This is a genomic window from Paraburkholderia sp. MM5496-R1 (genome assembly GCF_050436205.1).
Lineage (GTDB): Bacteria > Pseudomonadota > Gammaproteobacteria > Burkholderiales > Burkholderiaceae > Paraburkholderia > Paraburkholderia tuberum.
On the sequence record NZ_JBNDLT010000003.1, the window covers coordinates 917805 to 933817 of the forward strand.

Annotated in this window: 13 protein-coding genes and 1 pseudogene; 4 read left to right on the top strand and 10 right to left on the bottom strand. The window is 62.2% G+C overall.

The genetic code is table 11. The features are described from left to right. Positions 1-305: 305 nt before the first annotated feature. Together OKW38_RS30540 and OKW38_RS30545 are read right to left on the bottom strand one after the other, a co-directional pair. Entirely contained in the window at positions 306-2384 is a 2079-nt protein-coding gene (locus tag OKW38_RS30540; RefSeq protein ID WP_429364607.1) for an FUSC family protein, read from the bottom strand. Between the two features lie 316 nt (positions 2385-2700). Then, entirely contained in the window at positions 2701-3606 is a 906-nt protein-coding gene (locus OKW38_RS30545; RefSeq protein WP_429333265.1) for a LysR substrate-binding domain-containing protein, read from the bottom strand. A 142-nt stretch (positions 3607-3748) separates the two neighbouring features. Here OKW38_RS30545 and OKW38_RS30550 point away from each other — a divergent pair, with 142 nt between their 5' ends. Together OKW38_RS30550 and OKW38_RS30555 are read left to right on the top strand one after the other, a co-directional pair. Continuing rightward, positions 3749-4591, top strand: coding sequence for a class II aldolase/adducin family protein (locus OKW38_RS30550; RefSeq protein WP_429364609.1), 843 nt, complete (start codon positions 3749-3751; stop codon positions 4589-4591). A 93-nt stretch (positions 4592-4684) separates the two neighbouring features. After that, the gene (locus OKW38_RS30555) at positions 4685-5998 is read left to right on the top strand and encodes an MFS transporter (RefSeq protein ID WP_429364611.1); all 1314 of its coding nucleotides are present in this window, start codon (positions 4685-4687) and stop codon (positions 5996-5998) included. 48 nt (positions 5999-6046) lie between these two features. Here the strand turns inward: OKW38_RS30555 and OKW38_RS30560 are convergent, their stop codons facing one another. After that, positions 6047-6733 (bottom strand): GntR family transcriptional regulator, encoded by a 687-nt coding sequence (locus OKW38_RS30560; RefSeq protein WP_090807832.1) that lies wholly within the window; start codon positions 6731-6733, stop codon positions 6047-6049. A gap of 229 nt (positions 6734-6962) precedes the next feature. Between OKW38_RS30560 and OKW38_RS30565 the strand changes: the two genes are divergently transcribed. Next, the gene (locus OKW38_RS30565) at positions 6963-8504 is read left to right on the top strand and encodes a Rieske 2Fe-2S domain-containing protein (RefSeq protein WP_090807834.1); all 1542 of its coding nucleotides are present in this window, start codon (positions 6963-6965) and stop codon (positions 8502-8504) included. 81 nt (positions 8505-8585) lie between these two features. After that, positions 8586-9581 carry a PDR/VanB family oxidoreductase gene (locus OKW38_RS30570; RefSeq protein WP_429364613.1) on the top strand — a complete coding sequence of 332 codons (996 nt, stop codon included), beginning with the start codon at positions 8586-8588 and terminating at the stop codon, positions 9579-9581. A gap of 150 nt (positions 9582-9731) precedes the next feature. Here the strand turns inward: OKW38_RS30570 and OKW38_RS30575 are convergent, their stop codons facing one another. The 7 genes and pseudogenes from OKW38_RS30575 to tssF form a co-directional block, all read right to left on the bottom strand. Beyond that, positions 9732-10256 carry a class I SAM-dependent methyltransferase gene (locus OKW38_RS30575; RefSeq protein WP_429364615.1) on the bottom strand — a complete coding sequence of 175 codons (525 nt, stop codon included), beginning with the start codon at positions 10254-10256 and terminating at the stop codon, positions 9732-9734. Between the two features lie 135 nt (positions 10257-10391). After that, positions 10392-10979, bottom strand: a complete 588-nt coding sequence (locus OKW38_RS30580) for a DUF4865 family protein (protein ID WP_429364617.1) — start codon at positions 10977-10979, stop codon at positions 10392-10394. Positions 10980-11385: 406 nt separating this feature from the next. After that, positions 11386-12266 (bottom strand): annotated as a pseudogene (locus tag OKW38_RS30585) (IS110 family transposase). A 62-nt stretch (positions 12267-12328) separates the two neighbouring features. Further along, entirely contained in the window at positions 12329-12493 is a 165-nt protein-coding gene (locus OKW38_RS30590) for a hypothetical protein (RefSeq protein WP_167368729.1), read from the bottom strand. 62 nt (positions 12494-12555) lie between these two features. Then, entirely contained in the window at positions 12556-13077 is a 522-nt protein-coding gene (tssJ, locus tag OKW38_RS30595) for a type VI secretion system lipoprotein TssJ (RefSeq protein WP_429333261.1), read from the bottom strand. Between the two features lie 13 nt (positions 13078-13090). Next, a complete protein-coding gene (gene tssG, locus OKW38_RS30600; RefSeq protein ID WP_429333260.1) occupies positions 13091-14200 on the bottom strand; it encodes a type VI secretion system baseplate subunit TssG in 1110 nt (369 codons plus the stop codon). After that, complete coding sequence (gene tssF, locus OKW38_RS30605; protein WP_429364619.1) at positions 14197-16011, bottom strand: type VI secretion system baseplate subunit TssF; 1815 nt, start codon at positions 16009-16011, stop codon at positions 14197-14199. The genes tssG and tssF overlap by 4 nt, the downstream gene beginning before the upstream one ends. Positions 16012-16013: the final 2 nt, after the last annotated feature.

Genomic DNA, 16013 nt, shown 5'->3' on the forward strand with positions numbered 1-16013 from the left:
TGTTGCTCGTCGCAGGGCTCGTGGTCGGTGTGACGCTTTTTGCGGCTTATGTCGGGGCCAAAACGAACGAAACCGCTCGCGCGGTAAGGGGCTCCGGCCAATACCTGCCGGTCGACGCTGGTGTATAGATCGTTTTCAATTGCAGTGCACGGTCGTCAATTGTCACGTGGAACTGTGAGCATCTGCTCTTGCGACTATGCTAACGAGCGCGGACTTGCCGTCATTTCTCTTGAAAGAATACGGTCATGAAAACGCGGAAATTCTCCGACGCAAGGCCGCGGTCAAACAGGGGCTCACTGGCGTTCTTATACGGTTCCCACGTAGCTATCAAATGCGCTCACGAGATGCTGGATCGCCTGTTCGAGGTCATCTGCCGGCGTTTCAAAAGACTGATTCAGTTGCATCGCTTCCCTCGACATCAGGGCTTCCAGCAGTGTGGCGGTCATCTCATCGTAGCGATTGGCCCTTTCCCGGTCATGTGCGTCCGGTTCCCCGCTCCGAAGGACTTCGATCACCGCGGCGGCGCCGCAAACCACCCGCACCGCGACGGTCAGGTTCCGCAGTTGTTCGAGCCGCGCAGATCGCCGCTGGCCCTCCAGGAGCATACGTTCTCTCGCAACTTCAAGCCGTGAGCTGGCGAGACCGGCTTCGCGTTGGAGGCGATCGAGGGTGGCGGTCGATCCTCCAGCCATCCGAAGCGCGGCGGACGCGAATGCCATGTTGGCCGAAATCGCGGCTGAGATCACGGCATTCAGCGCGTTACTCTCCCTCGGCGGCCAGAGAAGAAAGCTCGCCGCCACGCCTACGCAGGCACCGACGAATTCATTGGTAAGACGAGCGACAATCAATCCCTCCGCCGGATGGATGAAATCCGACATCAGCATGAACATCGGCGTCAGGAAGACAACGAACAGACCGTAGTTCACCAACCTCAATGCGACGGTCACCGCGGCAAGCGGCAAGATTGCCAATGTCACCGCAACCGGACCGGACAGACTCGTCAGAAGAACAGCGGCGATCGTTGCGCCGATGAGGCTGCCGCATGCACGCTCCAGCACGCGCAACCATGTATTGGCGGAAACCGGTTGGGTCACGACGATTGCAGCGATCACGCCCCAGTATGCAAACGTGACACTCAGCGATGTGCCGATCATGAAAGCGAGCACCGATGCGACAGCCACCCTCAGCGCATGGTCCCAGACCAGCCTTTCAATCTTGACCGCGCGAGCGGCGGCAGGCGTGGGCGTCTCGGGGTCCATTGCGAGCGCGTGTCGCCCGTCCGCGAGCCGAGCGATGGCCCTTGCCGCAAAGGCAACGGCGCTTGCCGTTTGGTCCGTCCGTTCAGCCGTCTGCCGCAACAATGCGTGTGCTTGCGCTAGCAGCGTATCGGCAATGGGCAGTTCTTGCTGTGCCTGCGCGGCCATGCTTTGCAGCAACTGTCGCAGGCCCTGGAGCAATTGCCGCGATCCATCGTCGTCGGCAATCGCTGCGTTGCGGCGGGCATGACCGATTGCGATCAGCGTGGAAAACACCCGGCCCGCGGCATCGACGCCCGGCCCGAAATCAGGGCCGTTGCGAACATCATGCGCCGCCAATGCCCTGCCGCGCTCGATCGACATGCGCACCCCGCGGCGATGAACGGTATCGAACTCGGTCCAGCCCTGCACATCCATTCCAGGCCGCGAATCCAGCGACTCCAAAAAACCGGCCATGTCCTCGAGCCTGCCGAAGATCGTCGCGAGCGTGAAGCCCGCGGACTGTGGGAACGGGACGGGCCAGAGGAAGATGCAAAACAGCATGGTCCAGGCTGACCCGAGCAGAAAATAGCCACCATGAGCGAGTGCAACGGCAAGCGGCTCGGGCGACGCAATTCCGATCACGACCGCGAGCGAGGCAACCAACCCCGCCTGCGCCGGCATAGGCCCGAGCGAGGGCTTGTAGGAGCGTGTCAGTCCACAAAGGAAGACCAGGACAAACAGGGTGACAATGCTGACGGCATAGCCCCAATGCGCGGCATAGGACGCCAGCGGCATGACGACAACACCCATGGCCGTGAAGATGGCCATCGCCTTCAGGCGCTGTGACCTGGACCCTTGCGGATCGCAGAGACAGTTCCAGAACGCCGCGACGGCTCCGAAAGCGATATCCGAACGACCGAGAATCGCCGCGGCACAGAGCATTGGCGCCATCGCAAGCGCAGCGTGTATCCCTTCCGCAATCCCGATGCGCTCGGGCGTTATGGCGAAGACATGACCTTCAGCCCGCAAGGTCCGACGGCTTACCAGGGATACGAGCTTACCTATTATTGTCATCGCACCTTTGCTGCTCTCGAACGTTGATTGCTGGAGGACAAGGCCCAGGAAATGGGCGCTTCCCGGATTCACGCTGCCAGCGCGCTGAGATAGCCGCCGACTCCGCGCTGTGAACGTCTGCTTTTCGCCTATGCGACTGGCGCCTCTGTTTCATTTGCAACACTCCCGCCGCTCATGCGACGTTCATTGTGTTGCATCGACCGGTTGAATCCGCCAATGCGGAGGAGACGTACACGCAATCAGCTTTGGGCGGCCGGGCGGCTAGCCCATTTAGAATCCACGCAGTCTTCCTCTGCGGCGGGCTACGAGGATCGCCGCGCGTATGTTCATCGAATATGCGATCGCGGACCTCTCTAGAGAAGCCGGAGAAGGAGACTCGATCTCAGCATTAAGCGATGCGCGCAGCATCGAGTCCCACCTCCTCGCACAACCAGTCGCAGAAGCACTTCACCTTCTCCGTGTTGCGCTCGTTCACGCGATACGACAGAAAATGCGTCTCGCGGGAGACCGGCTCGAAGACCTCCGCGCCCAGCTCAACCAGTTCGCCGCGCGACAACTCGCGCTCGGCGAGACGCGTGGTTTCGAGCGCGACGCCCATGCCATCGACAGCGGCGGAGATCGCGAGCGCCCCACGATCGAACGAGGGCCGCGCCCGCGACGGGAACGGGAGTCCGTTGAGCGCGAACCAGTCGGACCACGTCACGCGGCTGAGCTGGGAATCGATCAGCGTCATTTCCCCGATCTGCTTCTCGATGGGAACGCCGCTTCGCACGAGCGCAGGCGAACACATCGGCACGATGCGTTCTGCGCCGAGCGCGCGTGTCACGATGCCCGCGCGCTCGTGTGCGACCGCGTATGAGATGGCGACATCGACTTCATGCACCCGGGTGAGGTCGATCGGCTCGGGACCGGACGACAGACGGATCGTCACGCCCGGATGCGCCTGCGTGAATTCAGGCAGGCGCGGACCGAGCCACTTGGCGGCGAAGCTCGGCGCGCTGTGCACCGCGAGCACTTGCGCATCGGGCGCGAGCGCGACCTCGCTGCATGCAGCCTCGATCACATCGAAAACGCGTCCGAGGCTCTCATAAAGGCGCCGTCCTTCCGATGTCGCTTCCACCCGCCGATTGCGTCGATGAAACAGCGGCCGGCCGAAATATTCTTCGAGCTCCTTGACCTGATGACTGATCGCGGACTGCGTCAGATGCAGCTCCTCGGCCGCCAGCGTGAAGCTCTCCAGCCGCGCGGCCGCTTCGAAGGCGCGCAGCAGCACGAAATTGGGAATTCGTCTCATGTCTTTCACCGAAACATGAATGTGGTTCATCTTTGTATGAACAGCCATCGTTTGTCAATGACGGCAGCGACCGCGACCATAGGGCCCATCGAAGCAATCCGCTTCGACCGGTTCAAACCTCACTTCAAAAAGGAGTCGACCCATGGCAGCAGTGATGGAAACGCGGCCGCAGGCGCTGATCAAGGACGGCAAGGTTTCGATCTATCAGCCGGAGCAGGAAGGACTCATCTTTCCGGAGCTTCCGTCATTTTCGAATCCCGCCGCGCAGCGGCAGCATGTGAAGGAACGGCTGGTCGGCGCCTGTCGCGCGTTCGCCCAGCAAGGGTTCGATTACGGCTTCGCCGGACATCTGACCGTGCGCGATCCCGAGAATCCCGGCCTTTACTGGACCAATCCGATGGCCATCCACTTCTCGCAAGTGAAGGTCTCGAACCTGATCTGCGCGGACCATCAAGGGCACGTCGTCGAGGGGCGCCATGCAATCAACCGCGCGGGCTTCGTACTGCATGCGGCCGTGCACGAGATGCACCAGGACATCGTCGCGATGTGCCATGCGCATACGGTCTACGGCACCGCGTTCGCGTCGCTCGGCAGGCAACTCGAGCCGATCACGCAGGACGCCGCGGCGTTCTACGAGGATCACGTCGTGATCGGCGACGAGGCAGGACAAGTAGCCGTCGAGGTGAAGGCGGGTCACAAGGTCGCGAACGCATTCAAGGACGTGAAGGCCGCGATCCACCAGAATCACGGGCTTCTGACGGCAAGCCGGCACAGCATCGAATCGGCGGCGTTCTGGTTCATCGCGCTCGAACGGTGCTGCCAGCAGCAACTGCTGGTCGAGTCGACCGGCATCGCACCCAAGCTCGTCACCCCCGAACGCGCGCGCTACAGCCGCGAGCACGTCGGCAGCGACTACATCGGCTGGCTGCACTTTCAGGCGATCTGGGACGACCTCGTCGCCACGCAGCCGGACATGTTCGACTGATTCCGTAGAAGCAGTCCGAGCACGGCGACAACGCGAGACGAGCGCTAAAAAACGCAGCGTTGCGCTGCAACCTGAACACCAGGAGACACCACAATGAGTTCCCCCAGTCCGGTTGCGTATTACCAGGGCAGAGAGTCGTCCACCTATGCGAAGGTGACATGGCGGCTCTTGCCGTTTCTGTTCCTGTGCTATCTATGCGCGTATCTCGACCGAATCAACGTGAGCTTCGCGAAGCTGCAGATGCTGCAAGCGCTCAAGTTCAGCGACGCGGTCTATGGCGCGGGCGCCGGCGTCTTCTTCGTGGGCTATCTTCTCTTCGAAGTGCCCAGTAACCTGATCCTGCTGCGCGTCGGCGCGCGCCGCTGGATCGCCCGCATCATGATCACCTGGGGCATCGTCTCGGCGAGCATGATGTTCGTCAGAACGCCGATGAGCTTCTACATCATGCGCTTCCTGCTGGGCGTCGCCGAAGCGGGCTTTATCCCCGCGATCCTGCTCTATCTCACGTACTGGTTCCCGGCCTCGCGCCGCAGCAAGGTCACCGCGCTCTTCTTGACGGGCATTCCGATGTCGGGAGTCGTCGGCGGGCCGCTGTCAGGCTGGATCATGAATCATATGAATGCATCGCACGGGCTGGCGGGCTGGCAATGGCTGTTCCTGATAGAAGGCATTCCGACCGCGATCCTCGGGCTGGTCGCGTTCTTCTATCTCGACGACACGCTCGCCGATGCGAAGTGGCTCACAGACTCGCAGAAAGCCATGCTCGAAGCCGGCCTGAAGGACGAAGAGCCGGCTCACGCGCTGCATTCGGTGAAGGACGGCCTGACGCATCCGAAGGTGCTGCTCCTGAGTGCGATCTACTTCTTCTTCACGATGGGCCTGTACGGCGTAAGCTTCTGGCTGCCCACGCTCGTCAAGGCGAGCGGCGTGGCCGATCCGCTCAATATCGGCCTGCTTTCCGCGATCCCTTACGCGGCGGCGGCCGTCTCCATGCTGCTCGTCGGTCAGAGCTCGGACGCCCGCGGCGAGCGGCGCTGGCATCTCGCGTTGCCCGGGGTGGTCGGAGCGGCCGGACTGTGCACGAGCGTCGCGTTCGCCCATTCGACGCCAATCGCGATGATCGCCCTCACGATCGGCACGATGGGCGTGATGACGACAATTTCGCAGTTCTGGGTGTTGCCGCCCGCTATCCTGGGCGGCGCCGCCGCGGCGGCGGGGCTTGCGCTGGCGAATTCGGTCGGCAGCGTATCGGGTGTCGTGAGCCCTTACGTGATCGGGCTAATTCAGACAGGCACGGGATCGACCGGCAACGGCGTACTTGGGCTGGCGGCGAGCCTGATCATCGGCAGCGCGCTCGTCTTCACCGTGCCGGCCGCACTCGTGAACGGCCGGCGCAAGCGGGCTTGAGCGAAGTCCCGCTCCACGCAAAGATCCCGCGATCGCGGGATCATCGCATCAGCTCACTTTTTCTTCCTGCCGATCGCTCAGCACCTGCCCGAGCCGCTCGACGAGATTCTGCCGCGCCCGAGTCGTATGAAGATCGGTCAGTTCCGTCGCGCGCTGCGGATCGCCATCGGCGATGGCCGCGGCGATGGCTGCGTGCTCGTCCCAGATCGCCTGGCGCTGCCCCGACGACTGCAGCACCGCGCCCATCACCCGTCGCAGATGGACCCAGTGCATCTGCGCGGTCTCCACGATTAGCGGATTGCCCGACGCGGCATAGATCGCGGCGTGGAACGCCATGTCGGCATCGATCATCGCCTTCACGTCGTCGGCCTTCGACGCGCGCCGGCCGTTCGTGATCAATGCCTTGTCCAGCTTCGCGCCGCGACCGGCGGCAAGACGCGCGGCGAGCGAGTCGAGCGCGCCGCGGATTTCATAGAGATGGCTGATCCAGGCCGCGTCGAGCGGAGTCACGAGCAAACCCCGACCGGGCGCGTCCTGCACCAGTCCGTCCTTCTTGAGCAAGCGCAGCGCCTGCAACACCGGCGAGCGCGACACCGCAAGTTGCTCGGCGATTTCTTCCTGCGTGATGCGCGTCCCGGGCGCGAGCGTCCCAGAGCTAATGGCATCGAGCAGCACCTTGTAGACCTCGTCCACGTAGTCGGTGCGCGCCTGAAGCTTGAGCAGTTTCGTCGCCATGATCAAAACTCGTTTATGGATACAGAATACGGCAAGGGTATAACCGCACCGCGGGACGCGTCAATGTCCGGCGCTGAAGCGGAAAAGGTGAATCTCCGCGTTTACCCATAGAGACATCGCCGTATCGCGCGACTAATCTTTGGATACAGAGTACGGTGTTCTGAATATCGAGTTCGGCGTTCAAAGTGCCGGCGACTGACAACTCCACCACCTCAAAATAGGATTTGCGATGACGATCAAGGAAGACAAGCTGGAAGGACAGAAGACGAGCGGCGGCAATGTCGTGTCAAAGAAGCTGATTCCATATGGCGGTTACTACACAAGCAAGGTGCCTGGCCACGATCCCGAGCTCACCGAGACCGGCCCCGGCACACCGATGGGCGAGTTCATGCGCGCGTTCTGGCATCCCGTGTGCATGTCGATCGAACTGACGGACACACCGCGTTATCTCAAGATCCTCGGCGAGGAACTGGTGGCGTTTCGCGATGGCAGCGGGCGCGTGGGCGTGCTGCATGCGCATTGCGTGCACCGCGGCGCGTCGCTCGAATACGGCGCGATCCAGGAGCGCGGCATCCGGTGCTGCTATCACGGCATGGTGTTCGACGTGGACGGCACATGCCTGCATGTGCCGTTTCCGAAGGGCGAAGAGAAGGAAGCCGAGAAATTCGCGTGCTCGATCCAGCAGGGTGCGTACAAGGCGGTCGAGCGCAACGGCCTCGTGTTCGCGTACATGGGACCGCCCGATGCCGAGCCGCCCTTTCCCGAATGGGAAGGCGACTTCACGGTGTTGCCGGGCGACGAGCTTGTGCCGTACAGCAACTTCCAGCATTGCAATTGGCTGCAGGTGCAGGACAACGCCGCCGACAACTATCACCCCACCGCGCTGCATGCCGGCAAGAATGTCGTGAATGGGCAGTACCAGGGCACGACATTCGACGAGGTCGGCGCGGCATCAATGGAAGTCGCGCCCGACATGCACTTCGTGCCGGTGCAGCAGGGCCGCAGCCTCGCCTGCGCGGGCGCGCGTCGAGTCGACAAGGACCGGCTCTTCGTGCGCGTGCAACATCAGGTGCTGCCGAATCTGAGCCTGCATGCGTACACGTCGGAAGACGGATCGAAGAAGAAGCTGTTCAGCCGCTTTCACATCATCCGCTGGACCGTTCCCGTCGACGACGAGAACAGCAAGATGATCGGCTGGCGCGTGATGGGCCCGGGCATCGATACGCGCGGCGTCGGCAAGAAGGAACTCGTCGGCTATGAGTCGATCGACTTTCTCGAAGGACAGGTCGCGATGCGGCGCCCCGAGCGCTTCGGCGAATACAAGCTCGAGGATCTGCCGCCCATTCCGCCGAATCATCGCGAGCGCGAGAACTACAAGGCCGCGCAATACGCGCCCGGCGACTACGAAGCGATCATCAGCCAGCGACCGATCGCCGTGCACGCGCTCGAGAACCCGACGAAGTTCGACGCCGGCCTCTTCCTCTTTCGCAAGTTGCTACGCGATGCGCTGCGCGGCACGAATCCGGCGGCATCGGCGCAGAGCTTCGCCGAGTGGTTCCGTGCGAACGCGGGCGCACCCAACAGCTATTGCTCGGGCAACGTGTTCGAGATTCCCGAAGGCGACACGGTCGAAGAAGAAGTCGCGCGGCGCCGCAAGGTCACGAAGACGATCGTCTCGATCCTCAACGAGAGCGAGCGGCTAAAGGCGGATGAACGCGCAGTGTTCGTGCGCGAGAAGTTCGAGGAACTCGAACAATCGATGAAGAACTGAAGCGCCACGACAAGCAAGGGGCGCGTTGCGCGCCTCGTGCGGCGAATCGGGATTCGGCAGCACATATGAGGGATCAGGAAAATGGCAAGCGAACAGACATCGAACTCCGACGGCAGCACGCTCCAGTTGCTCGTGCGACAGGTTCGTTTCGAAGGCAAAGGCATCAACTCTTACGAACTGGTCGATCCGTCCGGCGCCGAGTTGCCGGCTTTCACTGCCGGCGCTCATATCGACATCCATCTCGGCGACGGCCTCGTGCGCCAGTATTCGCTGTGCAACGCACCCAACGAGCGCCATCGCTATGTGATCGCCGTGCTGCGCGACGAGCGCGGCCGTGGCGGATCGAGAGCGCTGCACGAGCGCGTGCATGTGCAGGACATCGTGCGCGTGAGCCGTCCGCGCAACCAATTTCAGCTCGTCGACGATGCGCGCAGGGTGATCCTCATCGCGGGCGGCATCGGTGTGACGCCGCTCACGTCGATGGCGCATTGGCTGGAAGACGCCGGCATCGAATACGAAATGCACTACTGCGCGAAAGATGCGGACTGTGCCGCGCTTTCCGGGGAACTCGAGCCGATGCGCGTGAACGGCCGCGTGCACTTTCACTTCGACGGCGGTGATCCGAAGGCGGGGCTCGACATCCGCCGCTTGCTGAGCGAGCCGTCGCACGGCGTGCACGTGTATTACTGCGGTCCGGCTGGTTTCATGCAGGCATGCGCGGATGCGAGCGCGCACTGGCCCGCCGGCACCGTCCACTTCGAGCACTTCAAGGCGCCGGGGCGAAGCGAACCCGCGAGAGCGGCGAACGATGTGGCGGACACGTTCAGCGTGAAGATCGCGAGCACGGGACAGATGATCGAAGTCGCGAACGATCAGAGCATCGCGGACGCACTCGAACAAGCGGGCGTCACAATCGAAACATCGTGTCATGCGGGGCTGTGCGGGACATGCAAGGTGCGGTATCTGTCCGGGGAAGTTGAGCACAACGACTGCATTCTCAACGACGACGAGAAGGCCGAATTCCTGACGGCCTGCGTATCGCGCGCGAGAAGCAAGGTACTGGTGCTCGATCTTTAGCCGAGATGTTCGATTAGACTCGCGATGGAGCTGTAGCCTCTCGAGCGCAAGGGGCCGTTGTCGGATATGAAGCCGACCTTCGTATGTCTCTTCTCACGCACGGACGAAAGGCTGATGATGGCCGGACACCGCCGATGGAAGGGATCGAAGCTAATCTTGCCCACCACCTTTGACAAAGGCGAGCCGGCTCCAGGTCACACCCATCCGCTGATTTCCTCGTTGGGTGGATTCGGTCCGGACATTTAGCACAGTCCTGAAGCTATGGGCGCTTGCTAACCGAATGGTCTCTGCTGCCGAAACATCAAACATTCGGCGTCCTTCGGGGACTGGACCGTGACGTAAAGACATCACCACCATCGCACCTTCCCGCAGCAAGGAGCTGACGGTCGACATCGCCTGACAACGCTCGTCTTCGTCCAGATGCATCCAAACGGCGGACAGCATCACCAAGTCGAATTCTCTTCGTCGCGAACGTACAGACATGAGATCCGGCAGACTGTCGTCCACCCATTCAATCCGGGAAGACGAATGCAGCCCAATTCCTGCGACGCGCAACGCGTCCACTGGTTCTACGGCCATAACTGTATGCCCCATAGCTCCTAACGCAGCTGCATCGGTTCCGATACCGGCGCCAACGTCAAGAATGTGGGCCGGGGGCATCGGCAAGAGATGCATGACGGGCCCGTGGCTGTTCTCAAATGAGATGTCCTGCCATTGATCGATGAGCGATTGAGCGTTCTCAGCGTAGCCTGCCCGACGGCAATTGAATGCGGTCGCCGACTGGACGAAACGTTAGGCTGCTGGCGCTATCTATTCTGTTGACGGCGCCAGTTCATCGAAGCCTGGGCGCGACAAGTGCAGCACTTCGTAGCTTTCGCCTGGGACAACTGCTTCTGGTGTGTCGGCCCAAACCGTGAAGGTGACACGCTCCCAGGAGCGCGGATCAATCGCACAGGCGCTGGCGATCACACTACTATGCCTTGCGATACGCTCGACTTCAGCGACCGCATCTCGCGCGGCCTGCGCGAGATCGGCTTCGCGAGGAACGACCACTCGCTCCCGCGTCGCCGCGCAAGGCAATACGCCGGACGCCGGTCCGCGCTGGCACAGGAGGCCCGACCATGTCAGCACGACGGGCCGTCCGAACGATTCGACGATGCCTTGGAAACCGCCTCCTTCCCACAGGAAACGGTTCATACCAACGGTGTCATTCCACAAGTAGAACGGCGAATACTGGTTGAGCGTCGCACCTGCCTTGTCGCGCTCGCGGATCAGGTAAGCCTTGAGACCAAGGCCAGCGAACGTGTCGGTCATGTGCCCGCGGTCCGCGACGCGATTTCGGATGATCTGCATATCGTAGTCGGCGGGCAAGGTGATTTCATAATGCATCGCATACATGGTCGGGCTCCAGATTTTGCTACAACCAGGCGAGCGACATCCATTGCGAGGGTGCCGCCGCCCGCGATTGTCGCTGACCCTGAGCTGCCCTTCGGCCCAGTCTAGCTGCAACGGCTTCTTTGAAGCCAGAACGGCCGAAAGATCGATGAAAGCAAGAGAGCGACTTTCCGGCGAAGACGCTTTGAAGGGGGCACGACTGCGTCCGTACATTCGGCTTCTGATGTGCTTGCTGCTGCACGAGCCATCATGGAAATTTGCGCGCTTGCTCCTCATCGGCCTTCTGGCTTCGTACTGCAGCCGCCGGATATATCAGGATCTGCAAGCGCCGGTCCGACCGGTTCGCCATGCTTGCTGCTTCTTGCGCAATCGCGAAAGAAATAAAGCAATACTCAATATCTGTTGCCTGTTACGCAACTCGGAAGCAGCCGTTACCTGTCAATATTGCCCATGCAATGCGCGCCGTCTTGTTCGCCAGGGCGATCGCAGCAATGCTCACGTGGCGGCGTTGCATCACAGCCTTGATCCAGCGACTGTGCCGATCGTCGCGACGGTTCACGAAGTGCATGACCGCGCGGGCGCCCTGTACAAGCAGGGTTCTCAGATAGGTGTCGCCGCGTTTTGTGATACCGCCTAACCTGGTTTTGCCTCCGCTTGATTTTTGCCTCGGCGTCAGCCCCAGCCAGGCCGCAAACTGCCGGCCGTTCCTGAACTGGGACGGATCACCGACACTGCAGACGAGCGCGGTCGCGATCACTGGCCCGATTCCTGGAACGGTAGCGAGCCGTTGGCAAGCTTCATTGCTCTTGAAGATCTCCGCTATCTCGGCAGTAAGTTCGTCGAGCCATTGCTGCAGTGCCTTCAGTTGCTCGAGGTACATCGAGCCAAGCCGTCTGAGCAATGCGGTAATGTGGGCATCGGGATTGTTGACGAGCTCAACCACTCCCTTTCTCAATTGCGGAAGCCCGACCGCGAAGATCACCCCCTCTTCAGCAAACATGCTCCGGATCTGATTCGATTTCGCTGTCCGCTCCAGGATGAGCCGTTGGCGCATGCGATGAACCGACTGCAGCGACTGCTGTTCAGCGCTCTTGATCGCAGCTCACGGGCCCAGAAATGGGAGCCGTGACAGGCCTCGATACCAACCAGACTGCATTCCAGTTTTGCGAAGAACTTCAACACCTCAGCTCGGCGAAGTTTCCGCTGCACAACGGTCTTGCCATGACGATCGACGCCATGAACCTGAAACACGTTCTTTGCGATATCCAGACCAATGGCAAGTGCAGGCATTGACGTTCTCCCGGGAATTGGTGAGGTAAATGTCGCCCCGAAGGGGGCGGGAGTCCATGCCATCAGCCTTTTGTGCAGCCTGACCGGCCGACCGCCGTCGCGATCGGTCGGGTCCGCCGGGCTGTCGACTTCGCAGGACCTCCCGATCCGGTTTCGTGTTCACGGGCGAGCCGGATGTCAACATCCAGCTGGTCGAGTTCCTGCTGCAGTTCGCGAAGCGTCTTCATCGGGCCGCCCCGTCATGCAAACACGTTAAGCCCAGACACTTCCGGACGTCGTGTCATTCCGGCTAGTCCTTCTGGCGATCACCGGATGCGACCAGTTCCTGATCCATCAGCGTGAGCTTCAGCGGGGCATCGGCAGACAGATTCTTCTTTATGATCACGTATTTCCAGCCATCGCCATTGCCGGGATTGCGATAGAACGCGACGATCGCCACGTACTTCGTGTCTGCCTGCATGGGCTGAGACAGGCTGACCGACGCGCCAGGATTGACGACGGCCGCCATACTGGCCTGAAGGTCCTGCGCGAGTACGGTCCTGTCGTTCTTCAGCAGATCGTCGTAGGACACGCCGTCAAACAGCTTTCGATCCCTGAGCTGATAGACGCGGACCGCGAGTGACGTCGAACGGCCCGCGTCATCCGGATTCAGCTCGGCACGCGCGGTCAGGTCGACGTCAAGCACCTTGACCTGCCTGAAAAACACCGAGTGATACGCGCTGGAAGTCGTATCAGATACGGACTGCCAGGCGCCGCATGCGGAAAGCAGCAGACCTGACGCGAGGGCGGCCACGGTTAAACGTAAAGGCATGATTTCTCCAGATTCAGGCGGCACGTGGAACCAGATGCGGGTTCGGTCCGGGCGTGGGAAAGACTTCGTAGACGCCGAGCGCAATGGTGATGATGCGTTCCTCATCAGACGGCAACACGACGGTCCATCCCAGCCGCGGTGCCGGGCCGGTCGCAGCCGTGCCGACCGACGGCGCGGGCGCGAGACGCGACGACACCTCCATCCGCAGGTGTACGTCGGCCTTCGTGCCCACATACAGGCGGATGAACGCCATCAGCTCGCGATGCAGCCATGCGCCGGGCAGCATGTCGTGCGCCTGCTGACCGTCCGAAGGGCGCAGCGTCACTCGAACGGCGCGGCTGCGATACTCGAGGCGGTTGCCGAGCACGTAGCCCCCGCCAAGTCCGCGGCGCTTGCTGTCTTCCTGAGCGCCGGCGAGCCTGCCTGACGACGTGAGGGGCTGCGGCTGTCCGGCACGCTTGACCGTCGGGCAGAACTCGTCGACACGCACCTCGACACCGGGCACCGCCAGCGCCACCACACCAGCGAGTCCCTCGGGCGTGCGCGTGCGCTGGACCAGCAGACCCAGCAGCGCGAGCACGCGTGAATCCGGCAGACCCGACCGGGCCGGCTTCCCGCCCCACCCGAAGCCGGCGAGGCACAGGAGGTTGCGCGACTGCGCATCGGTGCCGCCCGCCTGGAAACTCTCCGGGTAGCGGTACTTCTTCCAGGCGCGGTACAGCAGCGCCACGTAGCGGTGGTTGAACTGGTCGAGAAACGCTTCGACGGCTTCATGTCCTTCCTCGCGCAGGACGATCTCATCGATCATGTGCGATGGCACCGCGGCGTCGACGCCATACAGGCCCAGGAAGGTCGTGCGCACGGTCGGCGGCGCATCGGGACCGAATGTGTCCGACCCGTCATCGAATTCCACCGCGGCGATCTCACCGGCCGGGAACCCCAGCCGCGGCCTCGGCCGGAACCTCACCGGCTCGTGCTCCGGCGTGTCTCGCGTGCCGAAGCCGGGTTGATCGGGTACGCGCACTTCGAGCAGCCTGCATAGCTGCATGAAATTCATCTTCGGCGCGCGCGCAAGCAATGACGCCACGAGCGGTTCAAGATTCGGCAACTCGCGTGGTTTCATAGGGGAGCGCGCTGCGCCTTGCTGCGCGGCCAGTCGGTACGGGTTTGCGAAGGCAGGCTCACGATGGCGAGCTTCGTGAACAGGTTGATCTCCGCATACAGCCCGAAGAAACGGTGCAGCAGTTCGCCGAACAGCATCACGTCGCCTTCGCCCGCGAACGCGTGCGAATCGAGCGTGACTTCGATCAGTACGCCCCGCTCGACCGAGCCGCCCGACACCTCCTCGAGCAGTTCCTCCGACACATGCAGGATGCCGGCGAGGCGTCGGCGGTTCAGCTCGTCGTTGGTCCAGTCGTAGAGCGCCAGTGCGCCCCGCAGCACTTCCGCGTCCATCATCGACAGGAAGTTCGGCGCGAGGTGCGACAGGACTCTCCACTGGAAGCGGTCGCCGGTCGGCGGATAGAGTGGCAACGTCGGCGCCACCAGGTTGCGTACACCCGCGACATTGGGCGTGCTTGCGGCCAGTTCGTCAATGCTGGCCTCGCGCAGACCCTTGCGCGGCAGCATGCCGTTCGTGCCGGTTACGCGCAGCGATACGCTCTCCTCGGGCAGATCCTCCATCGTCTCCCACGCGTGGCCGCCGAGGATCACCCATGTTTCGTGCAGACCGGTCACGCCTGGCCGCACGCGGGTGTGGAAATAGCGCTCGGGTGCTTCATGGCGCAGCATGCCGCCGCGATGCCGGAAGGTGGCGAACGGCACATACTCGTAACGCTCAGCCGTCACATGGTCGAACGATTCGATCGCGTCGACCGAATATGTTTCGACATGCTCGCCCTGGTGCCCGGCCGGGACGACCCGGTACTCCGTTTCGTGGTGATCGATCACGATCGGCGCGGCATCAAGCTCGAACAGGTTAATGACCGGCGTGCAGAAGAGCCGCACGTTCTCCGCGCTGAAACGCTGGTCGGACGGATACGCCCGCTTGAGCACGATCTCCAGTTCGAAGCGCGTTGTGCTCGCCGGCAGCTTCGTAACATCGAGTCCGCACAGGTCGACAAAGAGGAATTTCTCGCGGAACGTGAAATATTCGAGGAGCATCTGGTAGCCGGAAAACGACGCCTCGGCTTTTGGCCATAACCGCTCTTCGGTTGAGAAGCCCGCCGGCTCGATCGTGACGCCGGCCAGCGGCAGCGCCTCGCCATCACGCACTTCGGGGATCCGCCATGCAACCGAATCAACCTGGCGGGTCAGCGCAAGATGCATCGCGAATGCGGTCGGAAGATCGGCGTTCAGATGGAGGCGCACACGGGACAGGTCCGTCGCTTCGCGTCGCGCAGACTGGTCCAGATGGAATCCGAGGCGGATCACCGAGCGGCCGTCATGTCGCACGGTAGGGCCCGCATGCGTGAGGCGCAGCGGCTGCAACGTCACCTCCTGCGTGGTCCGGTAGAGGCACTGCACAGTCCTGGGCGTGGTGCCCTCGGCGCCCGCTGCCGGCGGCACGGCGATGGATGCGGAACGCACCGGCACGCCGGCAGGCACGTTTTCCGTCTTCTGCAGTGTCTCGGCCAGCGGGATCAGCTCGACGACCGACAGCGACGGCATCATGCGCAGGTAGTGTGGCCACAGCAGGCTCACGAGACCTTCCGTCAGTTCGGGCAGTTCGTCGTCGAGCTTCTGCTGCAGGCGCCCCGTCAGGAACGCGAAGCCTTCGTGCAGGCGCTCGACATAAGGATCGCGCTCGCCCACGCGATCGAGGTTGAGCATGCGCGCCCGGTCGGGATGCGCTTTCGCGAACTCCTTGCCGGACTCGCGCAGATAGCGCATTTCGGCTTCGTAGTAGCGCAGGATCGGATCGTCGTTTTCCATGG